Here is a 14643-nt window from a genome sequence, read left to right as displayed (position 1 = left end):
CTGATGATGTAGTTGTCGCCCATCTTCCCCTCCTGYGCCAACAAGCCCTACGCCCAAGACGATCGTACAGCTTACAGATTCAACCCAAAGACGCCAATGCAGCGCCGATGCGGGCAGTATCTCGGCCGGCGTTCTTCCTGACGGCGATAGAGCCAACAAAGACGCCTCAGCCCATTGGAGCCTGTACCAACGGTCGAATCACGCTTTGCGATCCCGAGGGAACGGCGAAATATGCATCATTTTTTGCGCCATCGAGAGAATTGCCAGTCAGTCCTTCAGAGGCGTTCTCAGCGAACCGTCCACCTCAAAGTCAATATTGCTCAGGTTTGCGGTCGTAACGGAGCGCCTCCGGGTAGCGATACGAATTTTATGGAAATCAGCGGTGGCGATCTGCTATAACCACAACAGTTAGGATTGTTACACGGTTCCGAAGTTCCCCTTCGGGACCTGTTTTCTTTTGTGTCTGCGGCTAAGCGGACACGGGGAGTGAAGGACAGAAAAATGGTTGATAAGGTACCGATGACGCAGGGTGGTTTCGTCAAGCTGCAGGAAGAACTGCGCTGGCGTCAGCAGGAGGAGCGCCCCCGCATCATCGAGGCAATCGCCGAAGCCCGTGCCCATGGTGACCTCTCGGAAAACGCCGAATACCATGCGGCCAAGGAAGCGCAGAGCCACAACGAAGGCCGCATCAGCGAGCTTGAAGACCTGACCGCACGCGCGGAGGTCATCGACCTGTCGAAGATGTCCGGTGACAAGATCAAGTTCGGCGCGAAGGTGAAGCTCGTCGACGAGGACACCGAAGAAGAAAAGACCTATCAGATCGTCGGCGATCAGGAAGCCGATGTTAAGGCCGGCCGGATCTCCATCTCGTCGCCGATCGCTCGCGCGCTGATCGGCAAGGAAGTCGGCGACTCGATCGAAGTCAACGCACCCGGCGGCTCCAAGGCCTACGAAGTCCTTTCCATTTCCTGGGGCTGATTGATCCGTGGAAGGTCGCGGCCAACCGGCTATCGTCAATGTTAGTGACGTCGAGATTATTGCGCCGAACTTCAAAAAACGGCTCTCCGGCGTCACCTCCACCATCATTCAGCTGATCCCGGTCCAGCGCGTACTCGGCGAGAAGATTGCGACCCTCGGCCCGGGCCTTCCAGCATCTCTGCCGCACATTCGCTTTCGCGACCTGCCGAAGCTTTGGCGCGCGCCGCGCTGTCGGCCCTTCCGCATATGGCACGCCCGCCGCAACATCGAGATGCTGCCGGCCATTCTCATGCGCGATGTCCTGCGCATGCCCCTGAAGATTGTCTTCACGTCGGCCTCTCAGCGCCGCCACACCGGCTGGACGAAATGGCTGATCTCCAGAATGGACGCCGTGATCGCGACCAGCGGCAAGACGGCAAACTATCTGGAAGTGCCGAACACCGTTGTTCTGCACGGAATAGACACGGCCCGCTTCTCTCCGGCGGAAGACAAGGCGACAGCCAAACAGCTGCTTGGTCTTGACGCCACGAAGAGGATCGCCGGCTGTTTCGGTCGCGTTCGTCACCAGAAGGGCACGGATCTTTTTGTCGACAGCATGATCCGCCTGCTGCCGACCCGACCGGACTGGATCGCCGTTATTGCCGGACGTGCAACATCCCAGCACGTCGAGTTCGAGAAGGAGCTGAAGGCGCGCGCTGCAGCCGCAGGCCTGGCCGATCGCATTCTATTCGTCGGCGAGCACACCAATATCAATGACTGGTATCGGACGCTCGACCTCTTCATTGCTCCACAGCGCTGGGAAGGCTTTGGTCTGACACCGCTCGAAGCGATGGCAACGGCGGTCCCCGTGGTCGCTACCGACGTCGGTGCGTTTCCTGAACTGCTGGTAACGGGCGCCAACGAAACCGGCCTCATCGTCCCGCGCGACGATCTCGGTACAATGGTTCAAGCGTCCAGTCTCTTCATGGATGACGAAAGCCGCCGACAGCAGGCATCGGCCCGCTCCCGAACTCATGCGATGAATACCTTCAGTATCGAAGGCGAAGCACGGAAGCTTGGCGCCATTTATCGGTCGCTTTAAGCGACGACATCAAGGCTTGCGCTTGAAAAGCTCGAGATAGGCGTTGGCAACTGCGTCTTCGGAGAACTGCTTCATCAGCGTCTCCCGCCCCCCCGCAGCAACCTTCGCGGCCAGTACCGGATCGTTGATCAGCCGTTCGATGGCGTGCGAGAAACCATCGGCATCGCCGATGTCAACCAGTAGCCCATTGTCACAGTCACGCATGAACCACGAGGGTCCCTCGGAGCGGCTGGAGACAACAGGCTTGCCCTGCGCCCAGGCCTCTAGAATGACATTGCCAAGCGGCTCGTGCTTTGACGGCATCACGAAAATATCGGCAGCGGCGACGAACGGCCGCGTATCCTTCTGCCAACCGAGAAAACGTACGCGGTCCATAACGCCAAGGTCCGCTGCGACCTTCTTGACGTTCTCCAATTCTTCGCCTTCGCCCGCAAGCCACAAATAGACATCAGGCAGCTTCGCCACCGCCGCCGTCAGCAAGGCAAATTCCTTGCGTGGTACGAAACGGCCCATCGACATCACGACGGGCGCATCAACCGGCGTGTTCAGCGACGCGCGATCGACGGGCGCCACTTGTTCAGTATTCGTGAAGTTCGAGATCACCTCGACGCCGCGTGTCCAGCCCAGCTTATTACGCACATGCTCGCCGATACCAGGCGTATTGCAAACGAGAATGTCGGAGTTTTTAAAGTAGCTGAGGTTTGTCGGGTAATCCCCAAGACGGGAGAGCTTGATACATCCCTTATAGTTCGGCATCAGTCGGCTGCCACGGGTCGCCCAAGAAAACAGCGCATCGGGCTTCTCCATACGCGCCATGTGTTTGACCCGCAAAGGCAATAGGATCCTGTCGGGTGAGAGATTTCGAAACTTGCTTTCGATGATGCGCGACGACTGCTCGATGTCCTTCCGCCATAGCCGGTTCGGACGGATGACCGCGGTTTGCTCGACGCCCCGGCGTGCCAGGGCGTTGACCAGATGAACAAAGAAACGCTCAGCACCGCCATCCTTGCCGAAATGATAATGCATCACTTTCATGATTGAACCTTTGGACCTTAGTGCCTTCCCGCATCATCAAAATTCGGATGCCGCTCGGCTGCCTTACGCTGATACAGCTTCGCCTGCGTCAGAAAGGCGTACACAGCACCTGTCATAGCTTCTATGAAGCCCGACGGCCCGCAACGCCATAGACCGTTATGAAAATAAAGGCGCCAGAAATAGAGCACCGGGCTGAAAATCAGTCTGAGGAAGGTCGTCCCCTCGCCTAAGGCGAAGTGCTGATCGGCCTTCAGGGTCGAATACTTGTTTTCCTTGAGGATCTGATCATCGATGATCAGTGGCCGGTAATGAAGAAGGCTGCCGGACTTTGCGTCCTCGACACGCCCCGTCGGCACTATGCCTTCATGAACAGCTTGCGTGAGATCATATGCGCCCCTGCCCTTGCGGATCAGCCGCAGGTTCCTGCGCTCGTGCACATGCACAGGGGTGTAGCCGTAACCGACCAGATAGGGGCGACGCGCCAGCCGCCACCCGACAATATCCTCGGAAGCGGCAATGAGCTCCGGCAAAAGCTTCCGCAGGGGTGCATCGAGCCGTTCATCGGAATCGATATTCAAGCGCCAAGGCTGCGTACACTGATCGAGTGCGAATTGCTTCTGCCCTGCGTAACCGCGCCAATTCTCGTGAAACACCCGGATCGGCCAGCCATTCTCGATATAGGACTCCAGCAGAGCAATCGTCCCGTCCGTCGAACCGGAGTCAACGACCACAATCTCCGCGCACTTATCCAGGCTCTCGATGCAATTGCCGAGATACGCTTCTTCGTTCAAGCAAATGATGAACGCGGAAATGGGCAATTTGGTCATTGGAATGATCTTCGTGTCTTTTTCCGCGGCAGAGCTAGCAAAGCGCCTTCACTACGGCATAAGCCGTTTCATTCATAGAGCAATGCTGCTTCTCTTGGCCGCTCAGACTTCGACCAGGCCCACCCGCTTGACCTGTCGGATCGTCAGCATCGTCCGCACGGTATCCACATGCTCATTCGCCGTCAGTACCTCGATAACGAAATCCTGGAAGCGCGTCAGGTTCTCTGCAACACAGTGCAGAAGGAAATCGCTATCCCCGGAAACCATCCAGGCCTGCCGCACGAGAGGCCACTGCGTAGTGGCGGCGGCAAAAGCCTTGAGGTTGGCTTCCGACTGATGCTTGAGGCCGACCATGCAGAAGGCGACAAGGTCGAAGCCGAGCTTCGGGCTGTTCAACATCGCGTGATAGCCTTCGATGACGCCAGTCTCTTCGAGCTTCCGCACGCGACGCAGGCACGGGGGCGCCGAAATCCCGACGCGGTCGGCGAGCTCGACATTGGTCATACGTCCGTCTGCCTGCAGCTCACGCAGTATCTTTATATCGATGGCATCGAGTTCGGCGCGAAGCACAATCCTGCCCTTCCTTTAATTCCTGGTCGCCAGCTTCTATATAAAGCGACGGAATTCGCAAGAAAGTTTCAACACGGCGATGGATTGTTGCACAGCGCGCCGAGAAAGCCTTGTTGGTAACGCAGGGCTGCCCTTGAATAAAAGCACTGGACGTTCATAAATGGCGAATGGATCGCGAAACGGCCTCATTCGCCTCTTAGCCGCCGCTCTCCCGACAGTCGAAAGGAAATACCCATGTCCGCCCGCCACACCAAGGTGCTCATTATCGGCTCCGGCCCTGCCGGCTACACGGCTGCCGTCTATGCAGCCCGTGCAATGCTGAAGCCAGTGCTGATCGCCGGCATGGAGCAAGGCGGACAGCTGATGATCACCACGGATGTGGAGAATTATCCGGGCTTTGCCGATCCCATCCAGGGACCTTGGCTGATGGATCAGATGCTGCAGCAGGCAAAGCATGTCGGCGCCGAAATCGTCAACGACATCGTCACCGAAGTCGAGATGAACCAGCGCCCGTTCGTGGCCCGCACCGACAGCGGCCAAGTCTGGACCGCCGATACCCTGATCATCGCGACCGGCGCCAAGGCAAAGTGGCTGGGCATCGAGAGCGAGCAGCATTTCCAGGGCTTCGGCGTCTCGGCCTGCGCGACCTGCGACGGTTTCTTCTACCGAAACAAGGACGTCATCGTCGTCGGCGGCGGCAACAGTGCCGTGGAGGAAGCGCTATACCTCTCCAACATCGCGAAGTCGGTGACGGTCGTTCACCGCCGCGACAGCTTCCGTTCGGAGAAAATCCTCGAGGAACGGCTGTTCTCGAAGGAGAACATCAAGGTCCTCTGGAACACCGAGGTCGCTGAAATCACCGGCACGCCGGCCAAGCCGCCGATGCCGCCGTCCGTTACGGGCGCTCGCCTGCGCGACACGCGCACGGGTGCGATCACCGAGGTTGCGGTCGACGGCGTCTTTGTTGCTATTGGACACGCCCCGGCAACCGAGCTCTTCAAGGGCAAGCTGAAGCTGAAGGATAATGGCTATCTCTGGACCGCACCGGATTCGACGGCGACCAGCCTCGAAGGCGTTTATGCCGCTGGTGACGTGACCGACGACACGTTCCGCCAGGCGATCACCGCCGCCGGCTTGGGATGCATGGCAGCTCTCGAAGCCGAACGATATCTGACGGGCCATATGCCCGTCGCCGTGGCCGCAGAGTAGGACCGGCTATGAGGGGTGGGGGAATGCCATTGGATTGGGACAAGCTGCGTATCTTTCACGCAGCTGCCGAAGCGGGTTCGTTCACGCATGCGGCGGATAAACTGCATCTGTCCCAGTCCGCGATCAGCCGTCAGGTCAGCGCACTCGAGCAGGATGTCGGCACAAAGCTCTTTCACCGCCATGCGCGCGGTCTGATTCTGACGGAACAGGGCGAACTGCTTTATCGCACCGCCCACGACGTGCTCCTGAAGCTCGAAACCGTGAAGATGCAGCTAACCGAGACGACGGAAACGCCGACCGGAAAGCTGCGCGTAACGACGACGGTCGGCCTTGGCCAGGGTTGGCTGACCGACAAGATCCAGGAGTTCATGCAGCTCTACCCGGATGTCCAGATCCAGTTGATCCTCGACAACGAGGAAGTGGATGTGAACATGCGCTACGCGGATTGCGCCATCCGCCTGCGCCAGCCGGTGCAATCCGACTTGATCCAGCGCAAGCTGTTCACCGTTCACATGCACGTCTATGCGGCCCCCTCCTACATCAACCGCCATGGCGAGCCGCAGACGGTCGAGGACCTCGACAACCATCGTATCATTACCTTTGGCGAGCCCGCGCCGAGCTACCTGCTCGATGTCAACTGGCTTGAGGTCGCTGGACGCTCGTCCGACAACAAGCGCATCCCGCATCTGCAGATCAACAGCCAGACCTCGATCAAGCGCGCATGCCTGCTCGGCATGGGCGTTGCCTGTATGCCCGACTACATCGTCGGACGAGATCCTGGCCTCATCCAGCTGCCGATTAACGCTGACGTTCCGTCGTTTGATACGTACTTCTGCTATCCTGACGAAATGAAAAATGCCGCCAAGCTGAAGGCTTTCCGCGACTTCATCGTCAGCAAGGCACGCAACTGGAACTTCTAGTTGCTCACCCTAGAAATACAAGCTGTGCAATATGCGCATGTCTGGCATGCATAAACTGGGGTTGCCGTTTGCTCATTAAAGCACCATATCGCACACAGCTGATGCACACGGTGGCTTTTCCTCCCAGTTCCACCGCATTAGCTGTTCCCCTCTGGAGGTTTTGACCTTCACACCTATAAGGGCCCCGATCTTTCGGCGGCCCTCTTTTTTTGCCCGATTTTTTCGCATTGCAGCAGAAAATTGTGCAGCGCATAGCAGGCATGCGCAAACATGCATTGCAATCTGCCTCTTGAAGCAGCATATCCCACTCAGCTGATGCATTTCGTGGCTTCTCTCCCAGTGCCACCGCGTTAGCTGTTCCCCTCTGGAGGTTTATTGACCTTCACACCTTTAAAGGGCCCCGATTTTTCGGCGGCCCTCTTTTTTTGCCCAGAATTTAGCCAGATCCGAAAGAGCAGCAAATCACGCCGTCGTGTCTTGCATATCGAGTGTTGCCGATCCATATATCGTCTACGGACGATTTATAATTCGAAGAACGACGATGGAAAAAGACGAGATCCTGAAGGCGATCGCCCATCCGACCCGGATGGAAATTCTGAACTGGCTGAAGAAACCTGAGGAGCATTTCTCCACACAGGAACATCCGTTTGAGATGGGCGTCTGCGCCAGCCAGTTTGAGCGCTGCGGCCTGTCTCAGTCGACCGTATCAGCGCATCTCGCGACCCTGAACAGAGCAGGGCTTGTGACGACGAGACGCGTTGGCCAGTGGATCTTCTACAAGCGCAATGAGGAGACCATCGCGGCTTTCCTCAAGCAACTTTCGAAGGATCTGTAGCGTATGCGGCTGCGGCCCTAATTGGGCTCGCATCGTAACCTCCTCCCCCATCTTCGGCCTCGGCCGAGTGATCCTCCCGCACCAAGAAAGGACTCTCATGAGCAAGCTTTTCGAACCGACAAAGGTTGGCGACATTGCCATCAAGAACCATATCGTGATGGCGCCGCTGACGCGCAACCGCTCGCCGGGTGCCGTTCCGAACGACCTGAACGTCGAATACTACCGCCAGCGTGCGACGGCCGGCCTCATCATCACCGAGGCAACGGCCATCACACATCAGGGTCAGGGTTACGCGGACGTTCCCGGGCTTTACAAGAAGGAAGCGCTCGACGGCTGGAAGCGAGTGACGGATGCCGTCCACGCAGCAGGAGGCAAGATCGTCGTGCAGATGTGGCATGTCGGCCGTATCTCGCATACGACGCTGCAGCCGAACGGCGGCAAGCCCGTCTCTTCGACGAACCGCATCGCCAAGGCCAAGACGTACCTCGTCAATGACGATGGCACTGGCGCCTTTGCCGATACCTCCGAGCCGCGCGCCCTTCAAACCTCGGAAATCCCGGGCATCATCGAGGATTACCGCAAAGCTGCGCGCGCCGCGATCGACGCTGGCTTTGACGGTGTGGAAATTCACGGTGCAAATGGCTACCTGCTCGACCAGTTCCTGCGCGACGGCGTCAACGACCGCACCGATCAGTATGGTGGCTCGATCGAAAACCGCGCCCGCTTCACTTTCGAAGTGGTAGACGCCGTGACCAAGGAAATCGGCGCAGGCCGTACAGCCATTCGCATTTCGCCTGTCACGCCTTCGGGCGAGAGCTACGACTCCAACCCGCAAGCGCTCTTCACCCATGTCATCGAAGGCCTGGCGAAATATGATCTTGCCTATATTCACGTCATCGAAGGCCAGACCGGCGGCGACCGCGACTTCAAGCAGGGCACCAACGCCGCCTTCGACTATAAGGCTCTGCGCCAGGCCTATGAAAAGGCTGGCGGCAAGGCGAAGTGGATGGTCAACAACGGCTACGACCGGGACCTGGCGATTGATGCCGTCGAGAGCGGCCGCGCCGATCTCGTCGCTTTCGGAAAGCCATTCATCGCCAATCCGGATCTCGTGGGACGTCTGGAAAAGAACCTGCCACTGAATACGCCCGTGCAGGCCACCTTCTACGGCGGCGGACCAAAGGGTTACATCGACTATCCCGTGATCGAAAAGGCCGCCTGAACCATCAAGTGCCAACGGAATCCCGCCATTCGGCGGGATTTTCTTCTTCTAGCGCCTAGCTAACATGGCGCCATGTTCGAGTCGTACATCAAGCGCTGGCGACTGACCGTCGACGGCGAACCGATCATCACTCATTCCAGCCACCTCCTGCCCGTTCTCCGGGACGGCAAACCCGCCATGTTGAAAATCTCCAATGACGAGGCCGAGCAGGCTGGCGGCGCTTTGATGCAATGGTGGGGTGGCATCGGGGCAGCGAAAGTCTACGCCCACGACAACGAGGCAGTTCTGCTCGAGCGTGCAATGGGCCATCGCTCGCTGTTGGGAATGGCAATGGACGGCGCGGACGATACGGCGACCCGCATCATGTGCCGCACCGTCGCAGAACTTCACGCCCCACGCGAACAGCCTTTGCCGGACCTCATTCCACTGGCCCGCTGGTTTCGTGACCTGGAGCCGGCAGCACGTGCCCATGACGGCATTCTGGCCGAGTGCAACCACATCGCTGGAATACTGCTTGGAAATATCAGCGATCCCGTGGTCCTGCACGGCGACATTCACCACAGCAACATCCTCGATTTCGGCGAGGACTGCTGGCTGGCAATCGACCCCAAAGGCCTCATCGGCGAGCGTGGCTTCGACTACGCCAACATCTTCGCCAACCCAGATCTTCCGACAGTCACTTCCCCGGGCCGTCTGCAGAGGCAACTCCGGATCGTCGCGACCGAAACTGGCCTAGAGCCGAAACGGCTGCTGCAATGGATAGTCGCCTATTCCGGCTTGTCGGCGGCCTGGTTTCTGGGCGGCGGATCGACGGAACTGGCCCAAAGCCCCCTCGCAGTCGCGCGCATTGCGCTTGCCGAACTACAGCAGGGATAGGCACGCCGTAGGAGCCTCGCCGAGGCAGGCAAAAACAACACTAATACACCGCCTGCGCGGACGCGCGAGCCTCGAGTTCGTTCGGCTCAGCCGCCAGACACCCGAGTGCGACCAGGGAGCTACGAACAGCGTCGTCGATCGGGGTATGAGGCTCGCTGCCGAGTTCGGCAACCAACCGTTCGTTCGACATCCGCAGCGGCTCGCGCCAAAGGTACCGCATTTCCTTCAACTCGCGCATGAAGGTGACGAACGGGGCGGCCAGAGGCACGATCCACCACGGGAAGGCCCGCGTCTTTATCCTACTGCCGACAACCCGCTTGATTGCAGCGGCCATCTGGCTGCCATCGGCATCCCAGAAGCCATCCATGTGATACACGGCGAAGGGCGGAAGGCGATCACCACGCTCGACCAGACGGATCATCGTCTCAGCAACATCGGGCAGGTACGCCCACTGGTGTCCGACACCCGGCCGGGCCGGGTTCTTGACGGCCTCGACCGACTTTCCCGGCGTGACCATGCCTTGCGAAAACCAGCTGTTGGCAGCCCCCGGCCCGAAGTAGTCGCCGGCCCGAACGATGATGACGCGCGCGCCACTGCGCGAGGCAATCTCCAGTCGCCGTTCCATTTCGGCGCGGATCGCTCCCTTCATCGTCACGGGCTGCTGTGGACTATCCTCCCGAAGAACCGGAAAGGCATCCGGTCCGAAATTATAGACCGTGCCCGGCAGAACGATGCGCGCACCAACCGAATGTGCAGCGGCGATGGTGTTGTCGAGCATCGGGAGAACGAGCTTTTCCCAATCGCGGTAGCCCGGCGGATTGACAGCATGAATGATAAGGCTGACGCCGCGCGCCCCGGTCACGAGATCCTCGGCGTTCATCGCGTCGCCTTGGACCCACTCGAAGTCGGGCGCTTTCGCGCGAGCCTTCGCTGCATCGCGGTTCAGCGCCCTCACATGCCAACCGCACGCGGCGAGCTTCCGAGCGACCTCCCCTCCGATCCCGCCTGTTGCACCCAGTACCAGAGCAACCTGTCCGTTCTGCCCAGTCATGATGATCTCCGTCAATTTGAACTGAGCCAATCATGCGGGCATTTTCGGATAAACGAAATTGACGAATCTCGTGTCGCAGATATACATAAATGCATGAAGAGAGAACCGGACTGGCATTTCTACCGGACGCTATTGGCTGTGCTGGAACACGGGTCGCTTTCTGCGGCGGCACGTGACCTCGGCCTGACGCAGCCGACCGTCGGACGGCACATCGATGCGCTCGAGAATTCAATCGGCTCGCAACTCTTCGTCCGCTCGCCGAACGGTCTCTTGCCAACCGATGCAGCCCTTGAACTGAAACCCTATGCCCAAACGCTCGCAGCGACATCCGCCGCCCTGCTGCGAACTGCCTCGGGACATCGAGAGCAGGTTGCCGGCACCGTCCGGATAAGCGCCAGCGAGGTCATCGGCGTCGAGGTACTGCCTCCCATCCTTGCACCGCTGATGGCTGCCCATCCCGATCTCAACATCGAGCTTTCGGCGTCCGACGCGATCGAGGACCTTCTCAATCGGGAGGCGGATATTGCCGTCCGGATGGCAGAGCCGACCCAGGATCAACTTATCGGCCGCCGCATCGGAGAGATACCGCTCGGCTTTCACGCCCACCGGCGCTACCTGGCGCAACACGGCGCACCACTGGGGATGGCCGACCTCGCACGACATCGCCTCGTCGGCTTCGACCGGCAGACAGCCTATATCAGGACCATGATGGCGCGCTTTCCATTGCCAGACAATCTCGTCTTTGCGTTCAAGAGCGACAACCCGCTCGCGCAAATCTCGGCCATTCGTGCGGGTCTGGGGATTGGAATCTGCCAGATGGGCATCGCCGCGCAGGACCCAGATCTGTTGCCGGTTCTGCCCGAACTTTTCCGGATACCCCTCGACACGTGGGTCGTCATGCACGAAGGGATCAAAACGGCACGCCGCTACCGCGTCACGTTCGACGCGCTGGTAGACGGCCTGTTGAATTACACCAAGGGAACTGCGCATAAACGCCGGGGTTGATCATCACATGGATGATGACCCCTGTGCTCATGCGCGCGGCGAGGCTTCGCTGGAATGGCTTTTCCAGGTGCCGTCGACAACCTCAGTCTCCGGCCGGTCTCCGCCTTCGGCATACTCCTCATGCCATTTACCTTTGTCATCCTGCCAGCTGATCTCGGCGGAATCACCGCCAACCTGCTGTTCAGCTGCAACGATACGGGCTGCCTCAAGCGCTTCGGAGTGTGTCGGGAATGCTTCGGAGTAGACACCGCCCAACCGGTAGGCCCAGCCTCCGTCGTGAGGAACGACCTCGTAGACCACCTTGACCATGCCTCTCACTCCTCTTCTTCTTGTTTCGCGCTCGAATACTGACCGGATGGCATCCAGTGCGCGGGCCGCGTTGGAGGAAACGAGAGGGCGCCGCGATATGCTTCCGGCTGACCGATGCGTTAGTATTCCATTAAATTCTCAAGACTGCAAACTTACTCCCTCCGCTCACTAGCTTGCCATGCAAAATCATCGTTTTAGACTTGTCGGATGAATCGAACTCGGAGCTTTCCGTGAAAATCGCGTCGCGGCTGAAAGACGAAACGTTCCTGGTGTTGGCGATAGGCGTCGCGGCTATCGCCTATGTGTCGGAACATGCATTTCTTGAAATGGGGCGTGAGATATCGCTGATCGCCGCTGCCGGGCTCGTCGCCACCATCGTCCTTGCCTCAATCCGTGTCGCCCACCATGCGGAGATTCTCGCGATCAAGGTCGGCGACCCTTACGGCACGATGATCCTGACGCTGTCGGCAGTTGCAGTGGAAGTGATCATCCTCGCGATCATGATGACCGGCGAAAGCTCTCCGACGCTCGTGCGCGACACGATCTATTCAGCCCTGATGCTCGACATCAACGGCATACTCGGCCTCGCCGCGCTGCTCGGCGGCTTGAAGCACGGCGAGCAGCCGTACAACGACAACTCGGGCAAGACCTACGGCGTGATGATCCTGACCGCCATGGGTATCTCGATGATCGTTCCGGAATTCGTGCCGGCGGAAAAGTGGCACTACTACTCCGCCTTCACCATCCTGGCGATGATCGCCCTCTACGCACTCTTCCTGCGCATGCAGGTCGGTCAGCACAGTTACTTCTTCAGCTACGCCTATCCTCGCAGCGAGCGGAAAGGCGATCCGGATGAGCACTCGATCGAAGACTCCACGACCGCGTCGATCACCACCATCCTGGTTGGGGTCGTCATCATCGGCCTGCTCGCGGAATTCATGTCGACCTTCATGACGGAAGGCCTGCGGATTTCTGGCGCTCCCGTTGTCCTGACCGCCATCGTTGTCGCAGCGATCTCGGCGTCGCCCGAGATCTTGACGGCCCTTCGCGCGGCGCTGCGAAACCGCATGCAAGCGACCGTGAACATCGCCATGGGCGCGTCGCTATCGACCGTCATCCTCACGGTTCCGGTCATGGAGGCCATTGCCCTTTACACCGGCCAACCGTTCATCATGGCGATGACGCCGGTGCAGACCGTGATGGTGGCGATTACGCTGATTGCGGCGGCCATCAACCTCAACGACGGTGAGACCAACGCCATCGAAGGCATGACGCACTTCATCCTTTTTGTAACGTTCCTGATGCTGTCGGCGCTGGATCTCTGACACCGCCAACTCCAATCCTGCAAACAAAAAGCAACGGTGATTGACGCCTAACACCGTTGCTTATACATTGCGAGGCCGGTGCATCATAACCGATGCACCGGCCTCGCAATGTATAAGCCCGCCGTCTCCGGCGCCGCCGTCTCCGGCGGGCTTTTGTTTCGAGATAGTTCTGACTATTTGCAGGCGCCGCAGAAGCGCTGGATGCGCTTGCAGGCTTCCTCGAGCAACGCTTCCGACGTCGCGTAGGAGATGCGGAAGTTCGGGCCGAGGCCGAATGCCGAGCCATGAACGACGGCAACGCCTTCGCTCTCCAACAGTTCAGAAACGAAGTCTTCGTCGGTCTCGATCACCTTGCCCGACGGCGCGGTCTTGCCGATCAGGCCGGCGCAGGACGGATAGACGTAGAAGGCGCCTTCCGGCGACGGGCACGTGATGCCCTTTGCCTGGTTCAGCATCGACACGACGAGGTCGCGGCGGCCTTCGAAGATCTTCTTGTTCGCGGGAATGAAATCCTGCGTACCGTTCAGCGCTTCGACGGCAGCCCACTGGGCGATCGAGGTCGCACCTGAGGTCTGCTGGCCCTGAATCATATCCATGGCCTTGATCAGCTGGATCGGGCCTGCTGCGTAGCCGATACGCCAGCCGGTCATCGCGTAAGCCTTCGAAACACCGTTCATGGTCAGCGTGCGGTCGTAGAGCTTCGGCTCGACTTCGACAGGCGTGACGAACTTGAAGTCGCCATAGGTCAGGTGCTCGTACATGTCGTCCGTCAGCACCCAGACATGCGGATGCTTCAGCAGCACGTCCGTCAGGGCCTTCAGTTCGTCATGCGTATAGGCAGCACCCGACGGGTTGGACGGCGAGTTGAAGATGAACCACTTCGTCTTCGGCGTGATCGCCTTGTCGAGGTCGGCGGCCTGGAGCTTGAAGTTGTTTTCCTGCGTCGCCGAAACGATGACGGGCGTACCGCCGCACAGCGAGACCATTTCCGGATAGGATACCCAGTACGGCGCCGGGATGACGACTTCATCACCCGGGTTCAGCGTCGCCATGAAGGCGTTGAAAAGGATCTGCTTGCCGCCGGTGCCGACGATCGTCTGCTCCCACGAATATTCCAGGCCGTTCTCGCGCTTGAACTTCGCGGCGATCGCCTTGCGGAGTTCAGGGATACCGGAGACCGGCGTGTACTTCGTCTCGCCGCGGTTGATCGCGTCGATGGCAGCCTTCTTGATATTATCAGGCGTATCGAAATCCGGCTCGCCGGCGCCGAGGCCGATCACATCGCGTCCTTTTGCTTTCAGCTCGCGCGCTTTCTGGGAAACGGCGATGGTGGCTGAAGGCTTCACACGGGAAAGAGCATCGGCAAGAAAGGCCATGATATCGGTCCTATACGGTTGATT

Annotated in this window: 15 protein-coding genes; 9 read left to right on the top strand and 6 right to left on the bottom strand. The window is 59.1% G+C overall.

Translation table 11 applies throughout. The features are described 5' to 3' along the window. Positions 1-501: 501 nt before the first annotated feature. Positions 502-978, top strand: a complete 477-nt coding sequence (gene greA, locus AC1DPR_RS07340; protein WP_018857193.1) for a transcription elongation factor GreA — start codon at positions 502-504, stop codon at positions 976-978. Positions 979-1009: 31 nt separating this feature from the next. Continuing rightward, positions 1010-2059 carry a glycosyltransferase gene (locus tag AC1DPR_RS07335; RefSeq protein ID WP_162763450.1) on the top strand — a complete coding sequence of 350 codons (1050 nt, stop codon included), beginning with the start codon at positions 1010-1012 and terminating at the stop codon, positions 2057-2059. 9 nt (positions 2060-2068) lie between these two features. Here the strand turns inward: AC1DPR_RS07335 and AC1DPR_RS07330 are convergent, their stop codons facing one another. The 3 genes from AC1DPR_RS07330 to AC1DPR_RS07320 all read right to left on the bottom strand — a co-directional run bounded on the left by AC1DPR_RS07330 (position 2069) and on the right by AC1DPR_RS07320 (position 4491). Further along, positions 2069-3094 (bottom strand): glycosyltransferase, encoded by a 1026-nt coding sequence (locus AC1DPR_RS07330; protein ID WP_018857195.1) that lies wholly within the window; start codon positions 3092-3094, stop codon positions 2069-2071. A 17-nt stretch (positions 3095-3111) separates the two neighbouring features. Continuing rightward, complete coding sequence (locus AC1DPR_RS07325) at positions 3112-3921, bottom strand: glycosyltransferase family 2 protein (protein ID WP_018857196.1); 810 nt, start codon at positions 3919-3921, stop codon at positions 3112-3114. Positions 3922-4023: 102 nt separating this feature from the next. Next, on the bottom strand, positions 4024-4491 hold the full coding sequence (locus AC1DPR_RS07320) for an Lrp/AsnC family transcriptional regulator (RefSeq protein ID WP_018857197.1): 468 nt from the start codon (positions 4489-4491) through the stop codon (positions 4024-4026). Between the two features lie 234 nt (positions 4492-4725). On the opposite strand from AC1DPR_RS07320, the gene trxB reads away from it, so the two are divergent. From trxB to AC1DPR_RS07295, 5 genes are all read left to right on the top strand, one after another. Next, positions 4726-5700 (top strand): thioredoxin-disulfide reductase, encoded by a 975-nt coding sequence (trxB, locus tag AC1DPR_RS07315; RefSeq protein WP_018857198.1) that lies wholly within the window; start codon positions 4726-4728, stop codon positions 5698-5700. Positions 5701-5723: 23 nt separating this feature from the next. Next, positions 5724-6620, top strand: coding sequence for a LysR family transcriptional regulator VtlR (locus AC1DPR_RS07310; protein WP_018857199.1), 897 nt, complete (start codon positions 5724-5726; stop codon positions 6618-6620). A 541-nt stretch (positions 6621-7161) separates the two neighbouring features. Continuing rightward, a complete protein-coding gene (locus AC1DPR_RS07305; RefSeq protein WP_018857200.1) occupies positions 7162-7455 on the top strand; it encodes an ArsR/SmtB family transcription factor in 294 nt (97 codons plus the stop codon). Between the two features lie 97 nt (positions 7456-7552). Continuing rightward, positions 7553-8677, top strand: coding sequence for an alkene reductase (locus tag AC1DPR_RS07300; protein WP_018857201.1), 1125 nt, complete (start codon positions 7553-7555; stop codon positions 8675-8677). A 72-nt stretch (positions 8678-8749) separates the two neighbouring features. Then, entirely contained in the window at positions 8750-9553 is an 804-nt protein-coding gene (locus AC1DPR_RS07295) for an aminoglycoside phosphotransferase family protein (protein WP_169683857.1), read from the top strand. Between the two features lie 40 nt (positions 9554-9593). Here AC1DPR_RS07295 and AC1DPR_RS07290 read toward each other — a convergent pair whose 3' ends face one another. Next, on the bottom strand, positions 9594-10604 hold the full coding sequence (locus AC1DPR_RS07290) for an NAD-dependent epimerase/dehydratase family protein (RefSeq protein ID WP_062372892.1): 1011 nt from the start codon (positions 10602-10604) through the stop codon (positions 9594-9596). A gap of 93 nt (positions 10605-10697) precedes the next feature. Here AC1DPR_RS07290 and AC1DPR_RS07285 point away from each other — a divergent pair, with 93 nt between their 5' ends. After that, the gene (locus tag AC1DPR_RS07285) at positions 10698-11609 is read left to right on the top strand and encodes a LysR family transcriptional regulator (protein WP_113471211.1); all 912 of its coding nucleotides are present in this window, start codon (positions 10698-10700) and stop codon (positions 11607-11609) included. A 27-nt stretch (positions 11610-11636) separates the two neighbouring features. Here the strand turns inward: AC1DPR_RS07285 and AC1DPR_RS07280 are convergent, their stop codons facing one another. Beyond that, entirely contained in the window at positions 11637-11918 is a 282-nt protein-coding gene (locus tag AC1DPR_RS07280) for a DUF2188 domain-containing protein (RefSeq protein ID WP_007534149.1), read from the bottom strand. A 230-nt stretch (positions 11919-12148) separates the two neighbouring features. On the opposite strand from AC1DPR_RS07280, the gene AC1DPR_RS07275 reads away from it, so the two are divergent. Further along, the gene (locus AC1DPR_RS07275) at positions 12149-13243 is read left to right on the top strand and encodes a calcium:cation antiporter (RefSeq protein ID WP_477816038.1); all 1095 of its coding nucleotides are present in this window, start codon (positions 12149-12151) and stop codon (positions 13241-13243) included. A 173-nt stretch (positions 13244-13416) separates the two neighbouring features. Here the strand turns inward: AC1DPR_RS07275 and AC1DPR_RS07270 are convergent, their stop codons facing one another. Next, positions 13417-14619, bottom strand: coding sequence for a pyridoxal phosphate-dependent aminotransferase (locus AC1DPR_RS07270; protein WP_025661730.1), 1203 nt, complete (start codon positions 14617-14619; stop codon positions 13417-13419). Positions 14620-14643: the final 24 nt, after the last annotated feature.

The sequence above is a fragment of the Rhizobium sp. 01T417 genome, assembly GCF_056398905.1.
This window is presented reverse-complemented; position numbering and strand designations above follow the sequence as displayed.

What these genes read in the sequence shown, in the direction of transcription:
- AC1DPR_RS07290 (WP_062372892.1), bottom strand. Translation starts at nt 10,604, where the DNA reads ATGACTGGGCAGAACGGACAGGTTGCTCTGGTACTGGGTGCAACAGGC.
- AC1DPR_RS07330 (WP_018857195.1), bottom strand. Translation starts at nt 3,094, where the DNA reads ATGAAAGTGATGCATTATCATTTCGGCAAGGATGGCGGTGCTGAGCGT.
- trxB (WP_018857198.1), top strand. Translation starts at nt 4,726, where the DNA reads ATGTCCGCCCGCCACACCAAGGTGCTCATTATCGGCTCCGGCCCTGCC.
- greA (WP_018857193.1), top strand. Translation starts at nt 502, where the DNA reads ATGGTTGATAAGGTACCGATGACGCAGGGTGGTTTCGTCAAGCTGCAG.
- AC1DPR_RS07325 (WP_018857196.1), bottom strand. Translation starts at nt 3,921, where the DNA reads ATGACCAAATTGCCCATTTCCGCGTTCATCATTTGCTTGAACGAAGAA.
- AC1DPR_RS07310 (WP_018857199.1), top strand. Translation starts at nt 5,724, where the DNA reads ATGCCATTGGATTGGGACAAGCTGCGTATCTTTCACGCAGCTGCCGAA.
- AC1DPR_RS07270 (WP_025661730.1), bottom strand. Translation starts at nt 14,619, where the DNA reads ATGGCCTTTCTTGCCGATGCTCTTTCCCGTGTGAAGCCTTCAGCCACC.
- AC1DPR_RS07300 (WP_018857201.1), top strand. Translation starts at nt 7,553, where the DNA reads ATGAGCAAGCTTTTCGAACCGACAAAGGTTGGCGACATTGCCATCAAG.
- AC1DPR_RS07285 (WP_113471211.1), top strand. Translation starts at nt 10,698, where the DNA reads ATGAAGAGAGAACCGGACTGGCATTTCTACCGGACGCTATTGGCTGTG.
- AC1DPR_RS07295 (WP_169683857.1), top strand. Translation starts at nt 8,750, where the DNA reads ATGTTCGAGTCGTACATCAAGCGCTGGCGACTGACCGTCGACGGCGAA.
- AC1DPR_RS07305 (WP_018857200.1), top strand. Translation starts at nt 7,162, where the DNA reads ATGGAAAAAGACGAGATCCTGAAGGCGATCGCCCATCCGACCCGGATG.
- AC1DPR_RS07280 (WP_007534149.1), bottom strand. Translation starts at nt 11,918, where the DNA reads ATGGTCAAGGTGGTCTACGAGGTCGTTCCTCACGACGGAGGCTGGGCC.